The sequence below is a fragment of the Enterobacter sp. CRENT-193 genome (assembly GCF_002787395.1).
GTDB classification, from domain to species: domain Bacteria; phylum Pseudomonadota; class Gammaproteobacteria; order Enterobacterales; family Enterobacteriaceae; genus Enterobacter; species Enterobacter hormaechei_C.
Genome location: NZ_CP024812.1, coordinates 4614657 through 4633232 on the forward strand (window position 1 = coordinate 4614657; position 18576 = coordinate 4633232).

Annotated in this window: 16 protein-coding genes; 5 read left to right on the forward strand and 11 right to left on the reverse strand. The window is 55.5% G+C overall.

The window, feature by feature from the left end; translation table 11 throughout:
• Window positions 1-104 precede the first annotated feature (104 nt).
• Window positions 105-1202 (forward strand): D-alanine--D-alanine ligase, encoded by a 1098-nt coding sequence (gene ddlA / locus CU081_RS22980; RefSeq protein WP_003859156.1) that lies wholly within the window; start codon window positions 105-107, stop codon window positions 1200-1202.
• A gap of 3 nt (window positions 1203-1205) precedes the next feature.
• Here ddlA and CU081_RS22985 read toward each other — a convergent pair whose 3' ends face one another.
• Complete coding sequence (locus CU081_RS22985; RefSeq protein ID WP_003859157.1) at window positions 1206-1427, reverse strand: DUF2754 domain-containing protein; 222 nt, start codon at window positions 1425-1427, stop codon at window positions 1206-1208.
• A gap of 248 nt (window positions 1428-1675) precedes the next feature.
• Between CU081_RS22985 and CU081_RS22990 the strand changes: the two genes are divergently transcribed.
• A complete protein-coding gene (locus CU081_RS22990; protein ID WP_003859159.1) occupies window positions 1676-1978 on the forward strand; it encodes a DUF2755 family protein in 303 nt (100 codons plus the stop codon).
• On the opposite strand, the gene CU081_RS22995 is transcribed toward CU081_RS22990, so the two are convergent.
• A complete protein-coding gene (locus CU081_RS22995; protein ID WP_003859160.1) occupies window positions 1979-3076 on the reverse strand; it encodes a DUF1615 domain-containing protein in 1098 nt (365 codons plus the stop codon). It lies immediately after the preceding gene.
• 12 nt (window positions 3077-3088) lie between these two features.
• Window positions 3089-4309 (reverse strand): peptide antibiotic transporter SbmA, encoded by a 1221-nt coding sequence (sbmA, locus tag CU081_RS23000; RefSeq protein WP_003859162.1) that lies wholly within the window; start codon window positions 4307-4309, stop codon window positions 3089-3091.
• A 351-nt stretch (window positions 4310-4660) separates the two neighbouring features.
• Between sbmA and ampH the strand changes: the two genes are divergently transcribed.
• Complete coding sequence (gene ampH / locus CU081_RS23005; RefSeq protein ID WP_003859164.1) at window positions 4661-5821, forward strand: D-alanyl-D-alanine-carboxypeptidase/endopeptidase AmpH; 1161 nt, start codon at window positions 4661-4663, stop codon at window positions 5819-5821.
• Between the two features lie 2 nt (window positions 5822-5823).
• Here ampH and CU081_RS23010 read toward each other — a convergent pair whose 3' ends face one another.
• Together CU081_RS23010 and CU081_RS23015 are read right to left on the reverse strand one after the other, a co-directional pair.
• A complete protein-coding gene (locus tag CU081_RS23010; protein ID WP_003859165.1) occupies window positions 5824-6450 on the reverse strand; it encodes a helix-turn-helix domain-containing protein in 627 nt (208 codons plus the stop codon).
• Between the two features lie 88 nt (window positions 6451-6538).
• Entirely contained in the window at window positions 6539-9313 is a 2775-nt protein-coding gene (locus CU081_RS23015) for an autotransporter outer membrane beta-barrel domain-containing protein (protein WP_022650446.1), read from the reverse strand.
• 452 nt (window positions 9314-9765) lie between these two features.
• Here CU081_RS23015 and hemB point away from each other — a divergent pair, with 452 nt between their 5' ends.
• Both hemB and CU081_RS23030 read left to right on the forward strand, forming a co-directional pair.
• Window positions 9766-10740, forward strand: a complete 975-nt coding sequence (gene hemB, locus CU081_RS23025; protein ID WP_003859169.1) for a porphobilinogen synthase — start codon at window positions 9766-9768, stop codon at window positions 10738-10740.
• A 128-nt stretch (window positions 10741-10868) separates the two neighbouring features.
• Entirely contained in the window at window positions 10869-12593 is a 1725-nt protein-coding gene (locus tag CU081_RS23030; protein WP_022650445.1) for a lysophospholipid acyltransferase family protein, read from the forward strand.
• Window positions 12594-12662: 69 nt separating this feature from the next.
• Here CU081_RS23030 and tauD read toward each other — a convergent pair whose 3' ends face one another.
• The 6 genes from tauD to mmuP all read right to left on the reverse strand — a co-directional run bounded on the left by tauD (window position 12663) and on the right by mmuP (window position 18568).
• On the reverse strand, window positions 12663-13514 hold the full coding sequence (tauD, locus tag CU081_RS23035; RefSeq protein WP_022650444.1) for a taurine dioxygenase: 852 nt from the start codon (window positions 13512-13514) through the stop codon (window positions 12663-12665).
• A complete protein-coding gene (gene tauC, locus CU081_RS23040; RefSeq protein WP_003863170.1) occupies window positions 13511-14338 on the reverse strand; it encodes a taurine ABC transporter permease TauC in 828 nt (275 codons plus the stop codon). Before tauC ends, tauD begins: the two co-directional genes overlap by 4 nt.
• Window positions 14335-15102, reverse strand: coding sequence for a taurine ABC transporter ATP-binding subunit (tauB, locus tag CU081_RS23045; RefSeq protein WP_003863171.1), 768 nt, complete (start codon window positions 15100-15102; stop codon window positions 14335-14337). Before tauB ends, tauC begins: the two co-directional genes overlap by 4 nt.
• A 10-nt stretch (window positions 15103-15112) precedes the next feature.
• Complete coding sequence (tauA, locus tag CU081_RS23050; protein WP_022650443.1) at window positions 15113-16075, reverse strand: taurine ABC transporter substrate-binding protein; 963 nt, start codon at window positions 16073-16075, stop codon at window positions 15113-15115.
• Between the two features lie 173 nt (window positions 16076-16248).
• Window positions 16249-17181, reverse strand: a complete 933-nt coding sequence (gene mmuM, locus CU081_RS23055; RefSeq protein WP_022650442.1) for a homocysteine S-methyltransferase — start codon at window positions 17179-17181, stop codon at window positions 16249-16251.
• Window positions 17168-18568 carry an S-methylmethionine permease gene (mmuP, locus tag CU081_RS23060; protein ID WP_017383140.1) on the reverse strand — a complete coding sequence of 467 codons (1401 nt, stop codon included), beginning with the start codon at window positions 18566-18568 and terminating at the stop codon, window positions 17168-17170. The genes mmuM and mmuP overlap by 14 nt, the downstream gene beginning before the upstream one ends.
• Window positions 18569-18576 lie beyond the last annotated feature (8 nt).

An 18576-nucleotide genomic window follows, 5' to 3' on the forward strand; every position in this document is an offset into this window, starting at 1 on the left:
GCGCCCCCCTTCAGCATCCCTCAAAACATTATGGCAGAAGGCCGCGAAACCCGCCGGGCATCGTGGTATGTTATTGGCTTTTCGTCAGACTGGAAGAGAGTGAGATGGCAAAGCAGCGCGTAGGTATTGTCTTTGGGGGAAAATCGGCAGAGCACGAGGTGTCATTGCAATCGGCTAAAAATATCGTTGATGCGATTGATAAAAGCCGTTTTGACGTGGTGCTGCTGGGCATAGATAAACAGGGCCAGTGGCATGTTAACGATGCCAGCCAGTATCTGTTACACGCTGACGATCCGGCGCACATCGCCCTTAATCCTTCTGATATCAGCGTCGCAACGGTTCCAGGCGTGGTACAGGGACAGCTTATCGATGCCGGGAACGCGCAGGCGCTGGCACAGATTGACGTGGTGTTTCCTATCGTTCACGGCACGCTGGGCGAAGACGGCTCCCTGCAAGGCATGCTGCGGATGGCGAACCTGCCGTTTGTCGGTTCCGATGTGCTGGGCTCTGCCGCCTGCATGGATAAAGACGTCACAAAACGTCTCCTGCGCGACGCCGGTCTGAATATTGCGCCGTTCGTGACGCTTACTCGTGCCAACCGCGATAAACATAGCTTCGCGCAGATCCAGGCGCAACTCGGCCTGCCGCTATTTGTGAAACCAGCAAATCAGGGCTCGTCCGTTGGCGTCAGCAAAGTCACCAGCGAAGCGCAGTTTAACGAAGCCGTTCGTCTGGCCTTTGAGTTTGACCATAAGGTGGTGGTTGAGCAGGGAATTAACGGACGCGAAATTGAGTGCGCCGTACTGGGCAACGACTTCCCGCAGGCGAGTACCTGCGGTGAAGTAGTGCTGAACAGCGACTTCTATTCCTACGACACCAAATATATTGACGACAAAGGTGCCCAGGTTGTGGTCCCCGCCGCGCTCGATCCTGACGTTAACGACAAGATCCGCGCGATCGCCGTTGAAGCCTATCAGGCGCTGGGATGCTGTGGGATGGCGCGCGTCGACGTGTTTCTGACGCCGGATAACGAGGTGGTGATTAACGAAATCAACACCCTGCCGGGCTTTACCAATATCAGCATGTACCCGAAACTGTGGCAGGCCAGCGGGATAAGCTATCCGGAACTGATCACCCGCCTGATTGAACTGGCGCTGGAGCGTCACGCCGCTGACAGCGCCCTGAAAAGCTCCGTTAACTAACGGTTAGTCGGTTTTCTCTGCCGTCGTCGTCTCATCGGGGCGACGGCGGATAATGAATCCCGCCAGCCAGAAACTGATTACCCAGGTCACCAGCCCAACCGCATAGGTTTGCCAGCCTTTCGCTTCAAATCCCAGCAGCCCGACAACACCGTTGAGAATAAAGATCAGCCCGATCGCAAAGGCGTAGTAATGCCAGTCACGGCGTAGTTTGGAAGTGAGCTTCATGACAACTCCGGCAGAAAAAAAACTATCCTCTCACAGTTTGATAAAGGCGTCTGTGGCGGATACGTAAATTCTGAAAAGCAGCGCAGTTTCACTTATGTTATCAATTTGTGACGTGATGCAGAATTCGACAATCCAGGAGAAATCCTGAACCGAATTTCCCACGATTCTGATATTGACAAATGCTATGACCTGTCACACTCACCCTGTACGACGCGTATTAAAACAGAGTGATATTTTCGGGAGGTCTTATGGCAGACTTTACATTGTCGAAACCGATTTTTGGCGGAAAACAACCAAAAACCTCCACGGCGGGGAATATTGCCTATGCCCTGTTTGTTCTGTTTTGTTTCTGGGCAGGAACCCAACTGCTGAATATGCTGGTGCATGCTCCTGGCGTGTATGAGCATCTGATGCAGGTGCAGGATACAGGCCGCCCACGCGTTGAAATCGGTTTAGGCGTGAGCACCGTATTTGGACTCATTCCCTTCCTCGCGGGCAGCATGGTTCTGGGCGTGATTGCCCTCGTCCTGCGCTGGCGCAATCGCCACTGATTACAGTCTCATACAGCGTGCCCGACGATCGTCCACGCGTTTCGCGAACCAGGCGGTCGTCAGGTTACGCGTGATCTTCGGGCTTTCCAGTTGAATCCCTGGCAGAATGGCTCTGGGTAATGCCTTTCCACTTTTCTTCTCGGCCAGCGCAAAGACCTGCTTATAGAGATCCGTTTTCTCAAACGCCAGGCTGTCGCCCTTCTCCAGCTGTCGGCGAATGTCGCTGTTGCTCATTTCCAGCTTCGTCGAGAGTTTTCGCACCGCACGTTCGGTGGTCCCAGCCTCACTGCTGCCGTATGCAATGAGATCGCCATCCAAAGCGAGCTTCACACCGCTGGCGCGGCTTACCGCATTCTGGAAGGCTGCATTTCGGCTGGCATACCAGCCCGCATTAAAGTCGGCAAAGCGATACAGCGGTTTATCGTAGTTGGCCGGATAATTCAGCAGGTGATACGTCCCAAACCACAGCCCACCGCGCAGGGAGAAGACCTCCTGACGCACCGTACCATCGATATCCCACGGATAGCCGTCGGTATGCTTTTCCGCAAATGCGATACTCACCTGCATCGGACCGCCGGTATGCACCGGATTCAGCGATCCAAACAGCTTCTGCCCCATCGGCACCATATTGATGAAATCATCGAAAATGGCGCTAAGCTGCTTCTCGGTTTTCACCGTATCCAGCCGTTCGCTATAGCTTTTACCGTTTGGCGAGGTGATTTTAAGGGCGGTATGTACCAGGAAAACCGGGATATGCATCGATTCGGCCCGGCGGTCGATCTCTTTCCAGGCGATTTTGTTCAGGCCAGGCACAACAGGATCTGACTGATACATCGATTCCTGCTGCGCCACCGCGAGCACCGAGCAGATATTCTCTTCGGTAGGCGCGATCTTCTGGCTTTTGAAGGTCGTTGCCAGCGCATCAGCCCACTCACTGCGATCCTTCACGCTGGCGGGCATCTTCTGCCGCACCACGCTCGCCACATCCACAGGCTTCTCCCCTTCTTTGAGCGGGGCAGCCCCTTTTTCGGCACAGCCCGCCAGCACGAAAGCGGCGAGTAACGTCAGAGGTAATGCACGTGGTACGGCAAATGGCATAGCAATTCCTTTTTAACCTAATGTATGGGTGACTTCCTGCACGTCCTTATCGTCCAGCTCACGCTCGAAACTGCGTAAACGTTTGTAGATGGACATCAGCTCCACAAGCGTAGTCCAGGAGCTAATCAGATACTGGAACGAACCGCGAACCTGACCAAAGACGTTGGTGATTTGGGTCATCAGACCGAGCGTAATCGTACCCGCAACGATGGACGGGAACAGCAGGAACAACCCGAAAACGTTATCAACCTGAAGATAAAGAATGCGCGCGATATTGAAATACATGTAATGGAAATAGAGGCGGAAGTAGTTACGACGTACGGCGCCAAACAGCTCACGCACGGTAGGCGGTGACGCACGGTTGGCATCGTCTTCACCATACACCAGCTCTTTACGGTAGGCCGCTTCCACGCGCTGGTTTTTAAACTCCAGCCCCGGCAACTTGATCCCTACCACCGCCAGCAGCCCCGTTCCCATCAGCGACCAGACAATCGCGGCAATCACCAGGCCGTAGGGCAGATGGCCGACAATCGGCAGCTCCGGAACGTGCGACGAGAGCGTCACCAGCACCGGCAGGAAGGCGATCAGCGTCATGATGGCGTTGATAAAGCTCACGCCCATATCTTCCAGAGTAGAGGCAAAACGCATGGTGTCTTCCTGCACACGCTGTGCGGCACCTTCGATATGTCGCAGGTGCTGCCAGTGCGCCATATAGTGTTCGTTCATCGCGGTACGCCAGCGGAACACATAGTGGCTGACGAAAAAGTTATTCATCACGCCGATCACCACGGCGATGAGGGCGATGCCGAGGAAGATCCCCACCTCATGGTAGAACTGGTTAATGGTCACTTTATGCGGCGAACTCAGCGCCGTCTGGATCAGATCGTAAAACGGCGCATACCAGGCGTTGACCGCTACGCCCACCTCAACCAGGAACCAGGTGACAAAGATGATTAACGACGTGCCGAGAATCGACCAGTATTGCCAGCGGTGAGGAGAATAGACAAACCAGAACATGGCAAAAAGCCCTACGCAGAGCACGTAATAAGCGTAGAAAAGCAGATAGCTCATGGACCAGAAGCGCGCTGCGCTAATGGGAATATCGCCCGTTGCCCCCGTAAGACGGGTCAGCCACGCGCCGCCACCGGCCTGCCAGAAAATGACAGCCAGCAGTGCCCAAATAAATGCCGACAGGAAAAAGGGCCCCGGCTTTGGGAAAAAAGACTTAAACATTGTGCTTCCTTCTTGTTGTTATGGCTGTTGCTGTGTTCAACATATCGCCACACGAAACCTTGCCTGTACCAGCCTCCCGGCTCAGGCAAAAAAGTGAGACCTGCGGGTGAATTATTAGTTCGCTTCCCCGTTTTCAAGAATTGTTTCGGTGCGTTTCATTCGCAACAGCGATCGTAGCGTCTATCATACGGTCGATGTCACAAAATGGGAGCCACGCTGCAAGTAAATTGTTCAAATTTACCCACGGTTACGTTTTTCTCGCTATCGTTATGCAAATCGGGCCATTGCCCGACGCCGATTAGTAGTATAACTACCCGTAACTTTCCTTATTCACTTGATGGATGCTTTTCGTTGAAACGTTGTCTGCTCTCTATCGCCGCGCTGTGTGCGGTGAGCCTGTCCACCGCCCAGGCAGCCCAGCCTCTGACGGCCCCGGTTCTGGCCTCTGACATTGCCGATCGCTACGCGAACCTTATTTATTACGGCAGCGGTGCGACGGGAATGGCGCTGGTCGTGATCGACGGTAACCAGCGGGTGTTTCGCAGCTTCGGTGAAACACGACCGGGAAATAACGTTCGTCCGCAGCTGGATTCCGTTATCCGTGTCGCGTCGATAACCAAGCTGATGACCAGCGAAATGCTGGTGAAACTGCTCGATCAGGGCGTGGTGAAACTCGACGATCCGCTCAGCAAATATGCGCCGCCCGGCGCTCGCGTTCCGACATATCAGGGAACGCCGATCAGACTGGTGAATCTGGCGACCCATACCAGCGCCCTGCCGCGAGAACAGCCCGGTGGCGCTGCGCATCGCCCTGTCTTTGTCTGGCCAACCCGTGAGCAACGCTGGAACTACCTGAGCACAGCAACCCTGAAATCGGCCCCGGGCTCGCAGGCTGGCTATTCTAACCTGGCGTTTGATCTGCTGGCCGACGCTTTAGCGACGGCCTCGGGTAAGCCCTACCCTCAACTGTTTGAAGAGCAGATCACGCGTCCGCTCGGGATGAAAGATACCACTTACACCCCCTCCCCGGACCAGTGCAAGCGTCTGATGGTGGCGGAAAAAGGGGCCAGCCCGTGCAATAACACGCTGGCCGCCATTGGCAGCGGTGGAGTTTACTCTACGCCTGGCGACATGATGCGCTGGATGCAACAGTTCCTCTCATCGGATTTTTACGCGCGCAGCAATCAGGCCGACCGCATGCAGACGCTCATCTACCAGCGTGCTCAGTTACGTCGCGTCATTGGCATGGATGTACCCGGTAAAGCCGATGCCCTCGGCATGGGCTGGGTGTATATGGCGCCAAAAGATGGCCGACCGGGGATTATTCAAAAAACCGGTGGAGGTGGCGGATTCATCACCTATATGGCGATGATTCCGCAATCAAACGTAGGTGCTTTTGTGGTGGTCACCCGGTCGCCAAATACACGCTTCGTGAATATGAGTGATGGCGTAAATAATCTGGTGGCCGAGCTGAGCGCCAATAAAGCGCAGGTGCTTACGGCCTCTAACTGATCTCAATAGTCCGTGGGCAAACGGTTGATACTGACCAGTTTGCCCCGGCTCATATTGATGTAGTTCCCCTGACGCAGCGCCGCCAGAACCTCCGCAACGACCGAACGAGAAATACGCGTGCTACGCTGAATATGATTCATAACACCAATTTTTGAACGTAGCGCGTCATCCCACTCGGCCATATTCAACAGCATCGCCCGAATTTGGCTATAGGAATTATTTCCAATCAGCTGTATATCACGTTTTCCCAGTAAATGGTTTAGCCATGACAGCCAGCAGAAAGCTTCTTGCCAAACATGCGCTTCTTGAATAAGTTCGCATGCAGTAGAGGCAGGCAAATAAAATCCGGTACAAGGTGTTTGTGCAATCAGAGAATATTCAAGATAGTTGTCATTTATCCATGCGCTTAAACCGTGGATATACGGTGCCCGCGCAATACCCATAAGTAATTCGTCTGATTTACGGTGGACGGCAGTCAGACCGGATTGTATGACAACGGTCAATGGTTCATCATCATTATTGCCGGTAGTTATTAATTGTTGTGGTTCGGTCTTAAATGGGGTACCGGCGATTTCCAGACACTTAATGAGCCGGCTTAATTCAGAAAGTGGTTTCGCATTAACGTTCATGCATACCTCAAGTCATCTGTATCTGTCGGTTCTTTATTATTTTTAAAGCACATAAAAAAGCGGGGGCAAAATCCCCCGCGTTTTTTTCTTACCAGGTATATTTCACACCCAGGTTTGCTCCCCAGTTCTGGTCAACGTCGCCGCCGCCCAGATAAGTCGCATCAGTGTAAGCACTGAAGTTTTTCGTGAAGCTGAACTGAGTACCCAGTCCCACGCGAACCGCAGAGCCTTCTACGCCGTTATCAATGCTGTCGTTGTTGATATCAGCATTGTTGTCAGCATCGTCATACACGTAAGCCAGTTTGAAGTAAGGCGTTAATGCCTGCTCGCCGCCGTAGTTGAAGGTATAACCTGCATCCACGCCGACTTCATAACGCATACTGTCGTAAGACTGACCATCGATACGCATGTCGTTGCTTAACTGGTAGTCATCACCGGACTGGAACAGGCCAGAGATCGCCGCGTAAGGCGTGACGTAGCCAGACAGGTTTGGTTTCCAGTCATAGCCCAGTTTCATCCCGAAACCAACGGCGTCAGTCGTGGTATTACCGTCAACATACTGACCATTGCTCATGGTGGCAGAGAGGTCGTTGTTGAAGCGGGTGTAACTCAGTGAGCTGTCGAGGAAGATATCGTTCATGAACTTCGCCGACGCGTAGATCATCGCAGTCTGGCTGTCCTGATCGACCTGACCCGTACGATCGCTGATATCACCTTTCGCGAAACCAGCCGCACCACCGACAATCCACTTCGCATTATTACCGTCGATCTGAGTGTCCAGACCTACCATAATGCCGCTTACGTCCTGATCGTAGCTAACGGTGCCATTATCCGCGTCAAAGTTGCCGCCGAAATAGCTCACCCATGCGCCGCCGTTATCTGCCAGGCCATGACGGCTGTTGGTCAGACGGGTACCCACGGTATCCTGTTGCAGATTCCAGATGTTGGTATTAGCAGAAGGAATGCTCAGCGCCATGTTGGCGTAGTCAGTCAGCTCTTCCTGCTGGAGAACAACGGTGTCGCCCTTCTGCTGCGCCTGATAGGTGTATGCACCTAAATCAGCTTTATTTGCCGCAGTAAAGCTGGCAGCGGTATCCGCGTTATTGTCATAGACGCGAATGATCTCTTTGTTTTTGTAGTCAGCTACGGAGCCTGCGCCGGTCGCATCGTCGATGCGCACTTTATAGTTACCGGCAACGTCACCGTTCACCGCCAGATGACCGTCAGAGTTCAGCGCGACAACACCATAGTCGTAGTCCGCTTTATTGCGATCGTTGGTGATATACCGTGCGTTGTTCAGGTCGCTGTTCAGCACATAATCGCGGCTGGCAACGTTGAGTACACCGCCATCGGTCAGCACCATATTGTGCGTATCAACCTGACCCAGACCCAGCGCCAGCTCTGCACCGTTGTCCACGGTAATGGTGTTGGCATACAGCTCAGCTGTCTCTTCAGTCAGTGCCGCACGGCTGTAGCTATCCAGATACAGGCTATCGGTTGCTACCGCGCCGTTGTCGCCGATGTTCAGGCTAGACGCATTGGTCAGGGTGATGGAATCCGCCAGCAGGCCGGAGTTTTCAACATTGACCTGAGACTGGTTGTTCACCGTCAGCGCGTCGATGTTGGAGATCTTACGGGTATCCCACTCGGAACCGTTATCCAGCGCCACGTTGAACAGGCCGCTCTGATAAACCTCTTCACCTGCAACGTGACCGTTGCTATCAAAGGTAGAATCAGGCCAGATGCTGTTTGGAGAAAGTGCATGCCAGTCTACATTGCTGTAGCCTTCACCATACATCTGCGCCGTGCCGATGGCCTCAACGCTGGACTGCGCGGCACCCACCCATTTACTGCCGTTGGTCAGCGTGACATCCAGCTTGTCGGTATCATCCCAGCCGTTGGTAGTTGGGTTATAGATGCCGTCATCGGTGGTATCCGTTGCCGGATCGCCATTCTCGTAGAAGTTGTTATCAAAGGTGCTGTAGAAAAGGATGTCGCCGGTAATGGTAGAGTGATCGAAGGTAGCGGTGGTCTGCATAGCGTTATCAGACGCGCCAGCCACAACGATCAGCGCCGCATCATCCGCAGCCGTGGCGTTGGTTTCACCGTAGTCGCTCGGCTTCGCCGTTTGACCGTAGAAGCCGCTGGTACCCAGATCGCTGTACGCACCGGAGGTCAGCACAGAGTCTTTCACCACCAGCGTATCGGTAAAGACATTGCTGCTGTTAGCAACGCCTTCAACACCGTCGTATGGCGTGTTATCCAGATCCTGGTAACCCTGCGTCAGCGTGATACCCGCAACGTGGGAATTGTTCTGAATAACGATATCAGATTCAACGTCCAGCGTGATGGCGTTACCCAGATCATAGGTGTCCAGATAATGCGTTTCAGTGGTTTCGCCATTGACGACATCATACGCGTAATGCTCGTAGGTATCGTTGATGGTGGAGTTATCAACGGTCAGGCTAAAACGATCATACTGGGTATGAGCGGTGCCGTCAGTATCTACGCCATCTGCACACGTCGTGGTCATACACTCTGAGGTGATCATGCCATTAATGGTGCTGTTAGAAATACTCAACGCGTTCGCACGGCCATTGACACCATCATCCAGATAGTATGTCGAAATAACTCCGTTTACGGTTGATTTATTGACGACCGGATAAATGTCACCATCATGTGTGGCATCTGAATAATTCCAGTCAGCATAACCATAATACCAGGGCGTGGACGCAGTATTGTCATATCCAAAAGTATTATATGTCGTGCCGGATATATCTTTCGCATTGGCCTGAGAAGCGATAGCCAGTGTGCAGGCTAATGCAAGTTGTGATACAACCAGTTTCTTTTTCCATGTTTGCATTGGGTCATCCCTCCTCAGGGACGTAAGCAAGTTTGTCCATCAAATCATTTAGCAACATTAAATTGCGGAAGGAATTATGCAGTTTCACTTCGAAAAGGTTCAATGAATGATTCCATTAAGTCCGTATTGAGACAAATAAGCTTATAAACCCACGGCAATATCAATCATTATGAATAAATATTATAAATTCAACTGATTGCAAACTACTTTAGTTGCTTCGACACATATAATAAAAAGCAATTAATCATTTATATTTATAATCCCAAACCAATATAGAAGCCTCACCAATATTACACGCCACGCTGAACATCAGAATAAGATTTATAATATAGACTAAATACATGCTGCGTATATTAGTCGATTTCGAAAATCTAAAAGACAACTTTAGTAAAACACCGCTCCCTGCTTTCAGGTACACTATACCTCTTTGTTCCACAAACATCAGGCATACCATGACCGATTTAATTGCACGTCCCCGTCGCCTGCGCAAGTCACCCGCACTGCGCGCCATGTTTGAAGAGACAACACTGACCTTAAACGATCTGGTGTTGCCGATTTTTGTTGAAGAAGAGATCGATGACTACAAAGCCATCGACGCGATGCCGGGCGTGATGCGCATTCCTGAAAAGCATCTGGCCCGCGAGATCGAACGCATTGCGAATGCGGGCATCCGCTCGGTGATGACGTTCGGTATCTCCCACCACACTGACGCGACCGGCAGCGATGCCTGGAAAGAAGACGGCCTCGTGGCACGCATGTCGCGCATCTGCAAAGAGAGTGTGCCGGAGATGATCGTCATGTCCGATACCTGCTTCTGCGAATACACCTCTCATGGCCACTGTGGTGTGCTGTGCGATCACGGCGTGGACAACGATGCGACCCTGCTGAATCTGGGCAAGCAGGCGGTGGTTGCCGCCGCCGCGGGTGCGGATTTCATTGCGCCTTCTGCGGCAATGGATGGGCAGGTACAGGCGATTCGCCATGCGCTGGATGCCGCGGGCTTCACCGACACCGCCATCATGTCCTACTCCACCAAATTCGCCTCCTCTTTCTACGGTCCGTTCCGTGAAGCAGCGGGCACGGCGCTGAAAGGCGATCGTAAAACCTATCAGATGAACCCGCTGAACCGCCGCGAAGCGATTCGTGAATCTCTGCTTGATGAAGCCCAGGGCGCTGACTGCCTGATGGTGAAACCGGCTGGCGCGTACCTGGATATCCTGCGCGACATTCGCGAACGCACCGAACTGCCGCTGGGCGCCTACCAGGTGAGCGGTGAGTACGCGATGATCAAATTCGCCGCGCAGGCGGGTGCCATCGACGAAGAGAAAGTGATCCTCGAAAGCCTGGGGGCGATCAAACGTGCGGGCGCGGATCTGATCTTCAGCTATTTCGCGCTGGATCTGGCCGAGAAGAAAATTCTGCGTTAATCCGCTTTAGCGCCGGGTGGCGACTTCGCCTTACCCGGCCTGCTCTCTGCGCTAATCTTCACCAAACTGCAATACAAACGACATCTCCTCCTTCTACTGTCTGGGCAAGACGGCAGGAGGAGTGATCAATGTTTAGTCTCGACAGCGTTCTTGATGACCTTTGGCCTCAGGCGAGGCCCGCACCCTGGCAAAAAAGTCTGTTAAAAAGACTGCTTCACGAAGACGAATTTCAGCAGTTTGCCGCCAGCCACCGTCACCTGAAAGGGCTGGATATGGTGGATCAGGTTCTGGAACACCTTGATATTCACTGCTCCGTTTCCGCCCGCGATCTCGAACAAATCCCCGAACACGGCCCACTCATTGTGATAGCGAACCACCCCACTGGCACGCTGGATGGGCTGGCGTTGCTGTACGCCGTTTCCCGCGTGCGCCGCGACGTCAGGGTTGTTACCAACAGGATGCTGTCCCACCTTGAGCCCCTCAGTTCATTGTTTATTCCCGTGGATAATATGGGCGGCAGAACCGCAAAAGCTTCGCTGATACAGATGGAGCAGCACCTGCAAAACGCCGGTGTGCTGATCTTCTTTCCGGCGGGCGAAGTTTCCCGCCCAACGCGCAAAGGCATACGCGATAAAAAATGGCATCCGGGCTTTATCAAGCTGGCTGGCAAATTACGGGTGCCGCTACTTCCGGTACATATCCAGGCGCACAACAGCCTGCTGTTTTATGCCAGTACCCTGGTCTCGCCAACGGTATCCATGCTGCTGTTGATGCAACAGATGTTTCGCCGCCGTCACAGTCAGTTGCCGATCAAAATCGGCCAGCAGATTGCCTGGAATGACCGGTTTAGTTCTACCCTTTCATCGCGTGAGATGGCCGAGCAGTGTCGTCAGCACGTGATACGTCTTGGCAAGGGATTGCCTGGCGTCTTTAAAACCCAGTGCGCCATTGCCCGCCCGGAAGACAGGGCCACGCTGAAGCGCGAACTGGCGCAGGCCGAGTGTCTGGGAAAAACGAGCGATGGTAAGGCCATCTATCTTTGGCAGCGCAACGGGCAGGAAGAGGCGCCTCTGCTGCGCGAGCTGGGGCGGCTGCGCGAGATTGCCTTTCGTGCAGTGGAGGAAGGCAGCGGGAAGCGGCGGGATACGGACAGCTACGATGATGACTATCTGCACCTCATTTTGTGGGATGACGATGACCTGGAGATTGTCGGCGCGTACCGCTTTATGCCAACGGCCATGCAGGTGGAAAAGCGCGGCGTCGAGGGATTGTACAGTTACAGCCTGTTCCACTACGACGAAAAAATGCAGGACATACTGGAGCACGGCATTGAGCTGGGGCGCAGCTTTATACAGCCGCGCTACTGGGGACGTCGCGGTCTGGACTACCTGTGGTCAGGCATTGGCGCCTATCTGGCGCGCTATCCACATTACCGTTACCTGTTTGGTCCGGTGTCCATCTCCGGCGGCTTACCGCCTGCCGCCCGGGATCTGCTGGTCGCGTTTTATCGTCTCTGGTTTCCGGCCAGCCACCCGTTAGCCGCCTCGCGTCAACCCTACCCGGCGTCACTCCCGGACGTGCTGGCGCAATTTGGCGGGGTGGATTACGTGGAAGACCTGACAAAGCTGAAATCCCTGCTCGGCAATCTGGGCTGCGGTATTCCGCCGCTTTATAAACAATATTCCGAGCTATGCGAGCCAGGCGGCGTGCAGTTTATCGATTTCGGCAGCGATCCGGCGTTCAATAACTGTATCGACGGGCTGGTGCTGGTGGATCTGTGTTATCTGAAGGCGAACCGCTATCAGCGGTATATAGAGGCGCACTTAATACCCTCCCCCCTGCCCTCTCCCTAAAAGGGAGAGGGTGAAAACCGCACCGGTCAGTCCCCTCGCCCCTTTGGGGAGAGGGTTAGGGTGAGGGGCTCAAACCGCACGGTAGAACGGCTTATCCCCCAAAATCGTCGCCCGCTGCATAATCCTTCGCTGCGGCAGGTAATCCGCATTGGCGTAATGCTGCGTGACGCGGTTATCCCAGATCGCCAGATCGTTCTCCTGCCAGCGCCAGCGCACCTGAAACTCGGGTTTCGTGATATGCGCAAACAGGAAGCTGAGCAGCGCCTCGCTCTCTTTCTCCGCTACGTCCACGATACGCGTGGTAAACCCTTCATTCACAAACAGCGCCTGCTTTCCGGTCACCGGATGCGTACGCACCACCGGGTGCAGCAGCGGGGGATGTTTTTCGACCGCATCCAGCCAGCGCTGGTGCTCCTCTTCCGTTTTACGGTACTTATATTCCTGGAATGATTTTTTGAAGTCATGCTCCGCCCGCAGGCCGCTCAGTAGCGTCTGGAGCGGCGCGGAGAGCGCCTCAAACGCTGCGATCCCGCTGGCCCACAGCGTATCGCCCCCCGTCTCAGGCAACAGCTTCGCCGCAAGAATCGCCCCGGCTGGCGGTGTGTCGATAAAGGTCACATCGGTATGCCAGTTATCGTTATCCGGCGGGTTATCGTTGTGGGTGTCGAGGACGATAATCTCCTCCACCCCTTCCGCATGCGGATAGACGGGGTGGATATGCAGGTCGCCAAAACGCAGGGCCAGCGCGCGCTGCTGATGCGGGGTAATGGCCTGTTCACGCAGGAACACCACCTGATGACGCAGCACCGCGTGGTACAGCTGCTCAAACTGGTTATCGCTCAGCGGACGGGTTACGTCCAGGCCCGACACTTGCGCGCCAATGTACGGCCCCAACGGGATAATCGTCAGACGTTCACTCATTGTATTTCTCCATGCCAGGGCGTCAGGCGACGCTGTAGCGCGCGCAGTCCCAGTTCTAATCCAAAGGCGATCGCGGCGATCACTGCGATCCCTGCCAGTACCACATCGGTCGCCAGGAACTCTCCCGCCGACTGCACCATAAACCCAAGGCCGCGCGTGGCGGCTATCAGCTCTGCCGCCACCAGCGTAGACCAGCCCACCCCAAGGCCGATGCGCAGCCCGGTCAATATCTCCGGCAGCGCGCCCGGTAAAATGACGAACAGCAGGACCTGCGCGCGGCTGGCGCCGAGCGACTGCGCCGCACGTATGCGTACCTGCTGCGCACTCTTTACGCCAGCCAGGGCCGACATCGCGACCGGCGCAAAAATCGCCAGGTATATCAGTAAGATCTTTGACGTCTCCCCGATGCCAAACCAGATCACCATCAGGGGCAAGTAAGCCAGCGGCGGGACGGGACGGTAAAGTTCTATCAGCGGGTCGAGAATGCCGCGTACCGTCGGGCTCAGTCCCATCGCGATCCCCACCGGAACGCCAATAATGACCGCCGCCAACAGCGCCACCAGAATACGCGTCAGACTGGCACCTAAATGCTGCCAGAGCGTGGCATCCATAAAGCCCTGCGGCCCGGCGATAGTAATCAGTTTTTCCAGAACCTGGCCTGGCGGGGGCAGAAACAGCGGGCTGACCCACTGCTGCGCGGCAACCGCCCACCATACCGCCAGCAACACCACCAGCGTGCTGACGCTTAAAGTGAGCTGGCGAGAGAACGGCCAGCGTAAGGCAAGGCGCGTCCGCCGCGTTTTTTCACTGAAAACAATGCTCATGAGAACGCCTCCCGTTGCTCAAACACGCGGCTTAAGACGTATTCACGCTGTTCAATAAACAGCGGATCGGATTTGATGCTGCGTACCGGTTCTCCCGCCACATAGCGCCGGGCAAACTCAAGCGGCAGGCGCTCCAGCACGCGTCCCGGCCCCGGTGAGAGCAGCACCAGCTCCGTCGCCATAAACACGGCCTCTTCGATATCGTGGGTGATTAACAGCACCTGCTTGCCGGTTTCGTGCCACAGGCGCAGCAGCAGGGTTTGCATCTGCTCGCGGGTGAAGGCATCCAGCGCCCCGAAAGGTTCGTCCAGCAACAGCAGCTGTGGGTTAGCCGCCAGCGCACGGGCGATCCCGACGCGCTGACGCTGCCCGCCTGAAAGCTGCCAGATAAAGCGTTTTTCAGCCCCCTCCAGCCCAACCTTTTTCAGCATATCGCGCGCCGTATTCAGGCGCTGTTCACGCGCTACACCGGCCAGTTGCAGACCAAACGCAACGTTTTCCTGAACGTTTCGCCACGGGAGTAACCCTTCGTTCTGGAAAACCACGCCGCGCTCTGCGCCCGGCCCCGTGACCCGTTTCCCTTCCAGTTGGATCGAGCCGTGCTGATACGGTACAAACCCGGCGATCAGGTTCAGCAGCGTCGTTTTCCCGCAGCCGGACGGTCCCAGCACCACCAGCAGTTCACCGCTGTCCAGCGTCAGGTTGATCGCTTCCAGGGCGGGTTTGCCGCCGTAATCGGCAGACAGGTTTGTAATGTTCAGCATTGCAGCCCCCTTATTTCACAAAGCGATCGGTCACGAACTGGCTGTAATCCGCCGCCACCGCAGGCACTTTGCCCTGCTCTTTCAGGAACGTCGCAGTGTCAACAATCGCTTTGCTTACCGGCCCGTTCAGCTGCTGGACCTGCTGATCAGGCGTCAGATAGGTGTTGCCTTTTACCAGCCCCGGCACGTCAGCTTCCGGCACGCCGCTCAGACGTGAGAGTTTCTCCAGGTTGGTGGGCTGTTTCAGCCATTCATCCGGGTTGCTGATGTATGGCTGCTGTGCGTCGATGGCGCTTTTGGCGAAGGCTTTCACCACTTCAGGGTGTTTCTCGGCAAAGTCCTTACGTACCACCCAGACATCTAGGGTTGGCGCGCCCCACTGCCCCACTTTTTCGGAGTCGGTCAGCACGGTGCCCTCTTTTTCCAGTTCGTTGACGGCGGGCGCCCAGACGTATGCTCCGTCGATGTCGCCACGCTGCCAGGCGGCAATAATCGCCGGAGGTTGCAGGTTGATGATCTGCACCTGGCCGGGCTTAATGCCCCAGTGTTTCAGCGCTGCCAGCAGGCTGTAATGCGTGGTGGAGATAAACGGCACTGCGATGCGTTTGCCGATCAAATCTTCGGGTTTCGTGATGCTTTTCTTCACCACCAGCGCTTCGGAATTTCCGAGCTGCGACGCCAGCAGGAAAACTTCAATCGGCACCTGCTGGCTGGCGGCCACCGCCAGCGGGCTGGAGCCCAGGTTACCAATCTGCACGTCGCCCGAGGCTAACGCCCGCACAATCGCCGCGCCGCTGTCGAACTTGCGCCAGTCGACGTTCGCCCCGCTCGCTTTGGCGAAGGTGTTATCCGCCTGCGCGACTTTCGCCGGCTCAGCGGAAGTCTGATACGCGACGGTGACGTCCACCGCCTGCGCCTGAAATGCCCACAGCGCCAGTGCGCCGAGAAGTGTGATCCGCGATGAAATTGCCATAATGTCTGCTCCCTTGTTGTTATGAGAGCAGTATTTCCGGCGCGAGAATTTTGATAAAGGAATAAAAAAGAATCGCTAATGACGATTCGTTTTTAGAAAAAAAGCGGGAAAGGATAGTGAATTTTGTGCGGTTGTTTCGCCGGGTAAGGCGCAGCCGCCACCCGGCAAAGACCTCAGCGCTGAACCGTCAGCGCAGCAATATCTTTCGGCGTGGTCCGGCAACATCCCCCGATTAATTTAGCGCCAGCCGCCAGCCACTGCGGTAAATACCCCGCCAGCGTCTCGCACGCTTCACCGTGGTGATGCCAGGTTTTGCTCACCGCATCATAATGCTCGCCGGAATTCGGATAGACCACCAGCGGCAGCGATGTCAGGCTGTGCAGATGCGTCAGCGCCGAGGTGGTGTTTTCCAGCGCGATACAGTTGATCCCCAGCGCGACAACCTGCGGGTAGTTTTCCAGCGCAGAAACGACATCCCGCAGCGGCGTTCCGTCACTCAGGTGCTCGCTGTCACGCAGGGTAAATGAGAACCATGCCCGGGCGCGGGGATACGCCGTCAGCAACGCCGCCAGCGCCTTAATCTCAGTGAACGAAGGCAGCGTTTCACAGGCCAGCAAATCCGCGCCCGCATCCAATAGCGCCTCTACACGCGGGCGGTGGAAGGCGGTGAATTCTTCAGCGCTACGCACGTAATCGCCGCGATACTCGGAACCATCGGCCAGATACGCGCCGTAAGGGCCCACAGATCCCGCCACCAGCAGCGTGCCTGCATTTGCGTTCTCAGCCAGGTACGCTTCCCGCGCTTTGCGTGCCAGCTCTACGCTTTTGCCAATCAACGCCCGGGATTGCGACTCGTCCAGCCCGCGAGCGGCAAAGCCCGCGGGTGTCGCCTGATAGCTGGCGGTGATCGCCACCTGTGCCCCCGCGCGGTAGTAGTCGAGGTGTACGTCACGGATCAGCTCCGGGTTTTCCATCAGCACTTTAGCCGACCAGAGGCTGTCGGCAAGGTTACAACCGCGCGCTTCCAGCTCCGTTGCCATTGCCCCATCCAGCACGACAAACGGCTGGTTTTCAAGGAGAGCGGTAAGCGGATTATTCTGCGACATGTTCAGGCTCCTGCGTGGTCAGGTTTCGGGTCAGGTAGTACGCACCATAACACAGGGCGACAAACGGAAGCCCGCAATAAAGGGCAATACGCTGGCTGGGGTCAAACCACAGGCCGACGCAGGCCACCAGGCAGAGGATAAAGCCAAGCACGGGCACCAGCGGATACCATGGCGCGCGATACTGCAACGCCGAAAGCGGTTGCCCGGACTGCACGTGACGGCGACGAAACACAAAGTGCGACGCGCAGATGCTGATCCACACTGCCACCACCGCAAAACCGGAAATGGCTGACAGCGCCACAAACACCGTATCCGGCGCGACCACGCTGGAGAACAGCGCCAGCACGCCGCCCAGCATGGAAACGGAGAGCGCCGTCAGCGGCACGCCGTTTTTGTTGACGCGGGCAAAGCAGCGCGGCAGCGTTTTCTCGTTAGACAGAGACCACAGCATACGGCCAGAGGCGTACAGGCCCGAGTTCGCCGCCGAGAGGATCGCCGTCAGGATCACGAAGTTAAAGATATCCGCCGCATACGGAATGCCGACCTTTTCAAACACCAGCACAAACGGACTTTTCTCCACGCCAGCCTGCTGCATGGGGATCAGCGCCGCCAGCACAAACACGGTGCCAATAAAGAAGATGATGAGCCGGGCGATGGTGGTGCGAATAGCAACCGGAATAACCTTGTGTGGGTTTTCCGTTTCCCCTGCCGCGATGCCGATAAGCTCTGTACCTGAGAAGGCAAAGTTGACCGCCACCATGGTCATCAGGATCGGCAGACCGCCGTGCGGGAACCAGCCTTCGGCAGTAATGTTGCTCAAGCCCGGCGCCGGTGAACCATCCTGCATCGGGATAAAACCGAAGATCGCCGCTCCGCCGAGAATAATGAAGGCGATGATGGTGATGACTTTCACCAGCGAGAACCAGAATTCCCCTTCGGCGAAGAAACGCGTGGAAATCACGTTAAGAGCAAAAATCACCACGCAAAAGACGACGCACCACGTCCAGACGGGAACCTGCGGGAACCAGTACTGCATACAGAACCCGGCTGCGGTAAAGCTCGATCCGAGCGCCACCGTCCAGGTCAACCAGTACAGCCACGCCACGGTATACCCTGTCGCCGGGCCGAGATAACGAGCGGCGTAGACGTGGAACGCCCCGGTTTCCGGCATCGCCACGGAAAGTTCCCCCAGGCATTGCATAACCAGCCAGACCACCAGCGCACCGATAAGATACGCCAGCAGCGTGCCCGCCGCGCCAGTTGTCGAAATGATGTATCCGGTATTGAAGAATAACCCTGTGCCGATAACGCCACCCAGCGAGAGCATAATCAGGTGGCGGGTTTTCATGGTGCGCTTAAGCTGCCCGTTTTGTTGTTCTGTTTGCATATTACCTT

What these genes read in the sequence shown, in the direction of transcription:
- CU081_RS22995 (WP_003859160.1), bottom strand. Translation starts at nt 3,076, where the DNA reads ATGCCATTTGCCGTACCACGTGCATTACCTCTGACGTTACTCGCCGCT.
- mmuP (WP_017383140.1), bottom strand. Translation starts at nt 18,568, where the DNA reads ATGCAAACAGAACAACAAAACGGGCAGCTTAAGCGCACCATGAAAACC.
- sbmA (WP_003859162.1), bottom strand. Translation starts at nt 4,309, where the DNA reads ATGTTTAAGTCTTTTTTCCCAAAGCCGGGGCCCTTTTTCCTGTCGGCA.
- CU081_RS22985 (WP_003859157.1), bottom strand. Translation starts at nt 1,427, where the DNA reads ATGAAGCTCACTTCCAAACTACGCCGTGACTGGCATTACTACGCCTTT.
- ddlA (WP_003859156.1), top strand. Translation starts at nt 105, where the DNA reads ATGGCAAAGCAGCGCGTAGGTATTGTCTTTGGGGGAAAATCGGCAGAG.
- CU081_RS22990 (WP_003859159.1), top strand. Translation starts at nt 1,676, where the DNA reads ATGGCAGACTTTACATTGTCGAAACCGATTTTTGGCGGAAAACAACCA.
- mmuM (WP_022650442.1), bottom strand. Translation starts at nt 17,181, where the DNA reads ATGTCGCAGAATAATCCGCTTACCGCTCTCCTTGAAAACCAGCCGTTT.
- hemB (WP_003859169.1), top strand. Translation starts at nt 9,766, where the DNA reads ATGACCGATTTAATTGCACGTCCCCGTCGCCTGCGCAAGTCACCCGCA.
- CU081_RS23010 (WP_003859165.1), bottom strand. Translation starts at nt 6,450, where the DNA reads ATGAACGTTAATGCGAAACCACTTTCTGAATTAAGCCGGCTCATTAAG.
- tauD (WP_022650444.1), bottom strand. Translation starts at nt 13,514, where the DNA reads ATGAGTGAACGTCTGACGATTATCCCGTTGGGGCCGTACATTGGCGCG.
- CU081_RS23030 (WP_022650445.1), top strand. Translation starts at nt 10,869, where the DNA reads ATGTTTAGTCTCGACAGCGTTCTTGATGACCTTTGGCCTCAGGCGAGG.
- tauC (WP_003863170.1), bottom strand. Translation starts at nt 14,338, where the DNA reads ATGAGCATTGTTTTCAGTGAAAAAACGCGGCGGACGCGCCTTGCCTTA.
- tauB (WP_003863171.1), bottom strand. Translation starts at nt 15,102, where the DNA reads ATGCTGAACATTACAAACCTGTCTGCCGATTACGGCGGCAAACCCGCC.
- CU081_RS23015 (WP_022650446.1), bottom strand. Translation starts at nt 9,313, where the DNA reads ATGCAAACATGGAAAAAGAAACTGGTTGTATCACAACTTGCATTAGCC.
- tauA (WP_022650443.1), bottom strand. Translation starts at nt 16,075, where the DNA reads ATGGCAATTTCATCGCGGATCACACTTCTCGGCGCACTGGCGCTGTGG.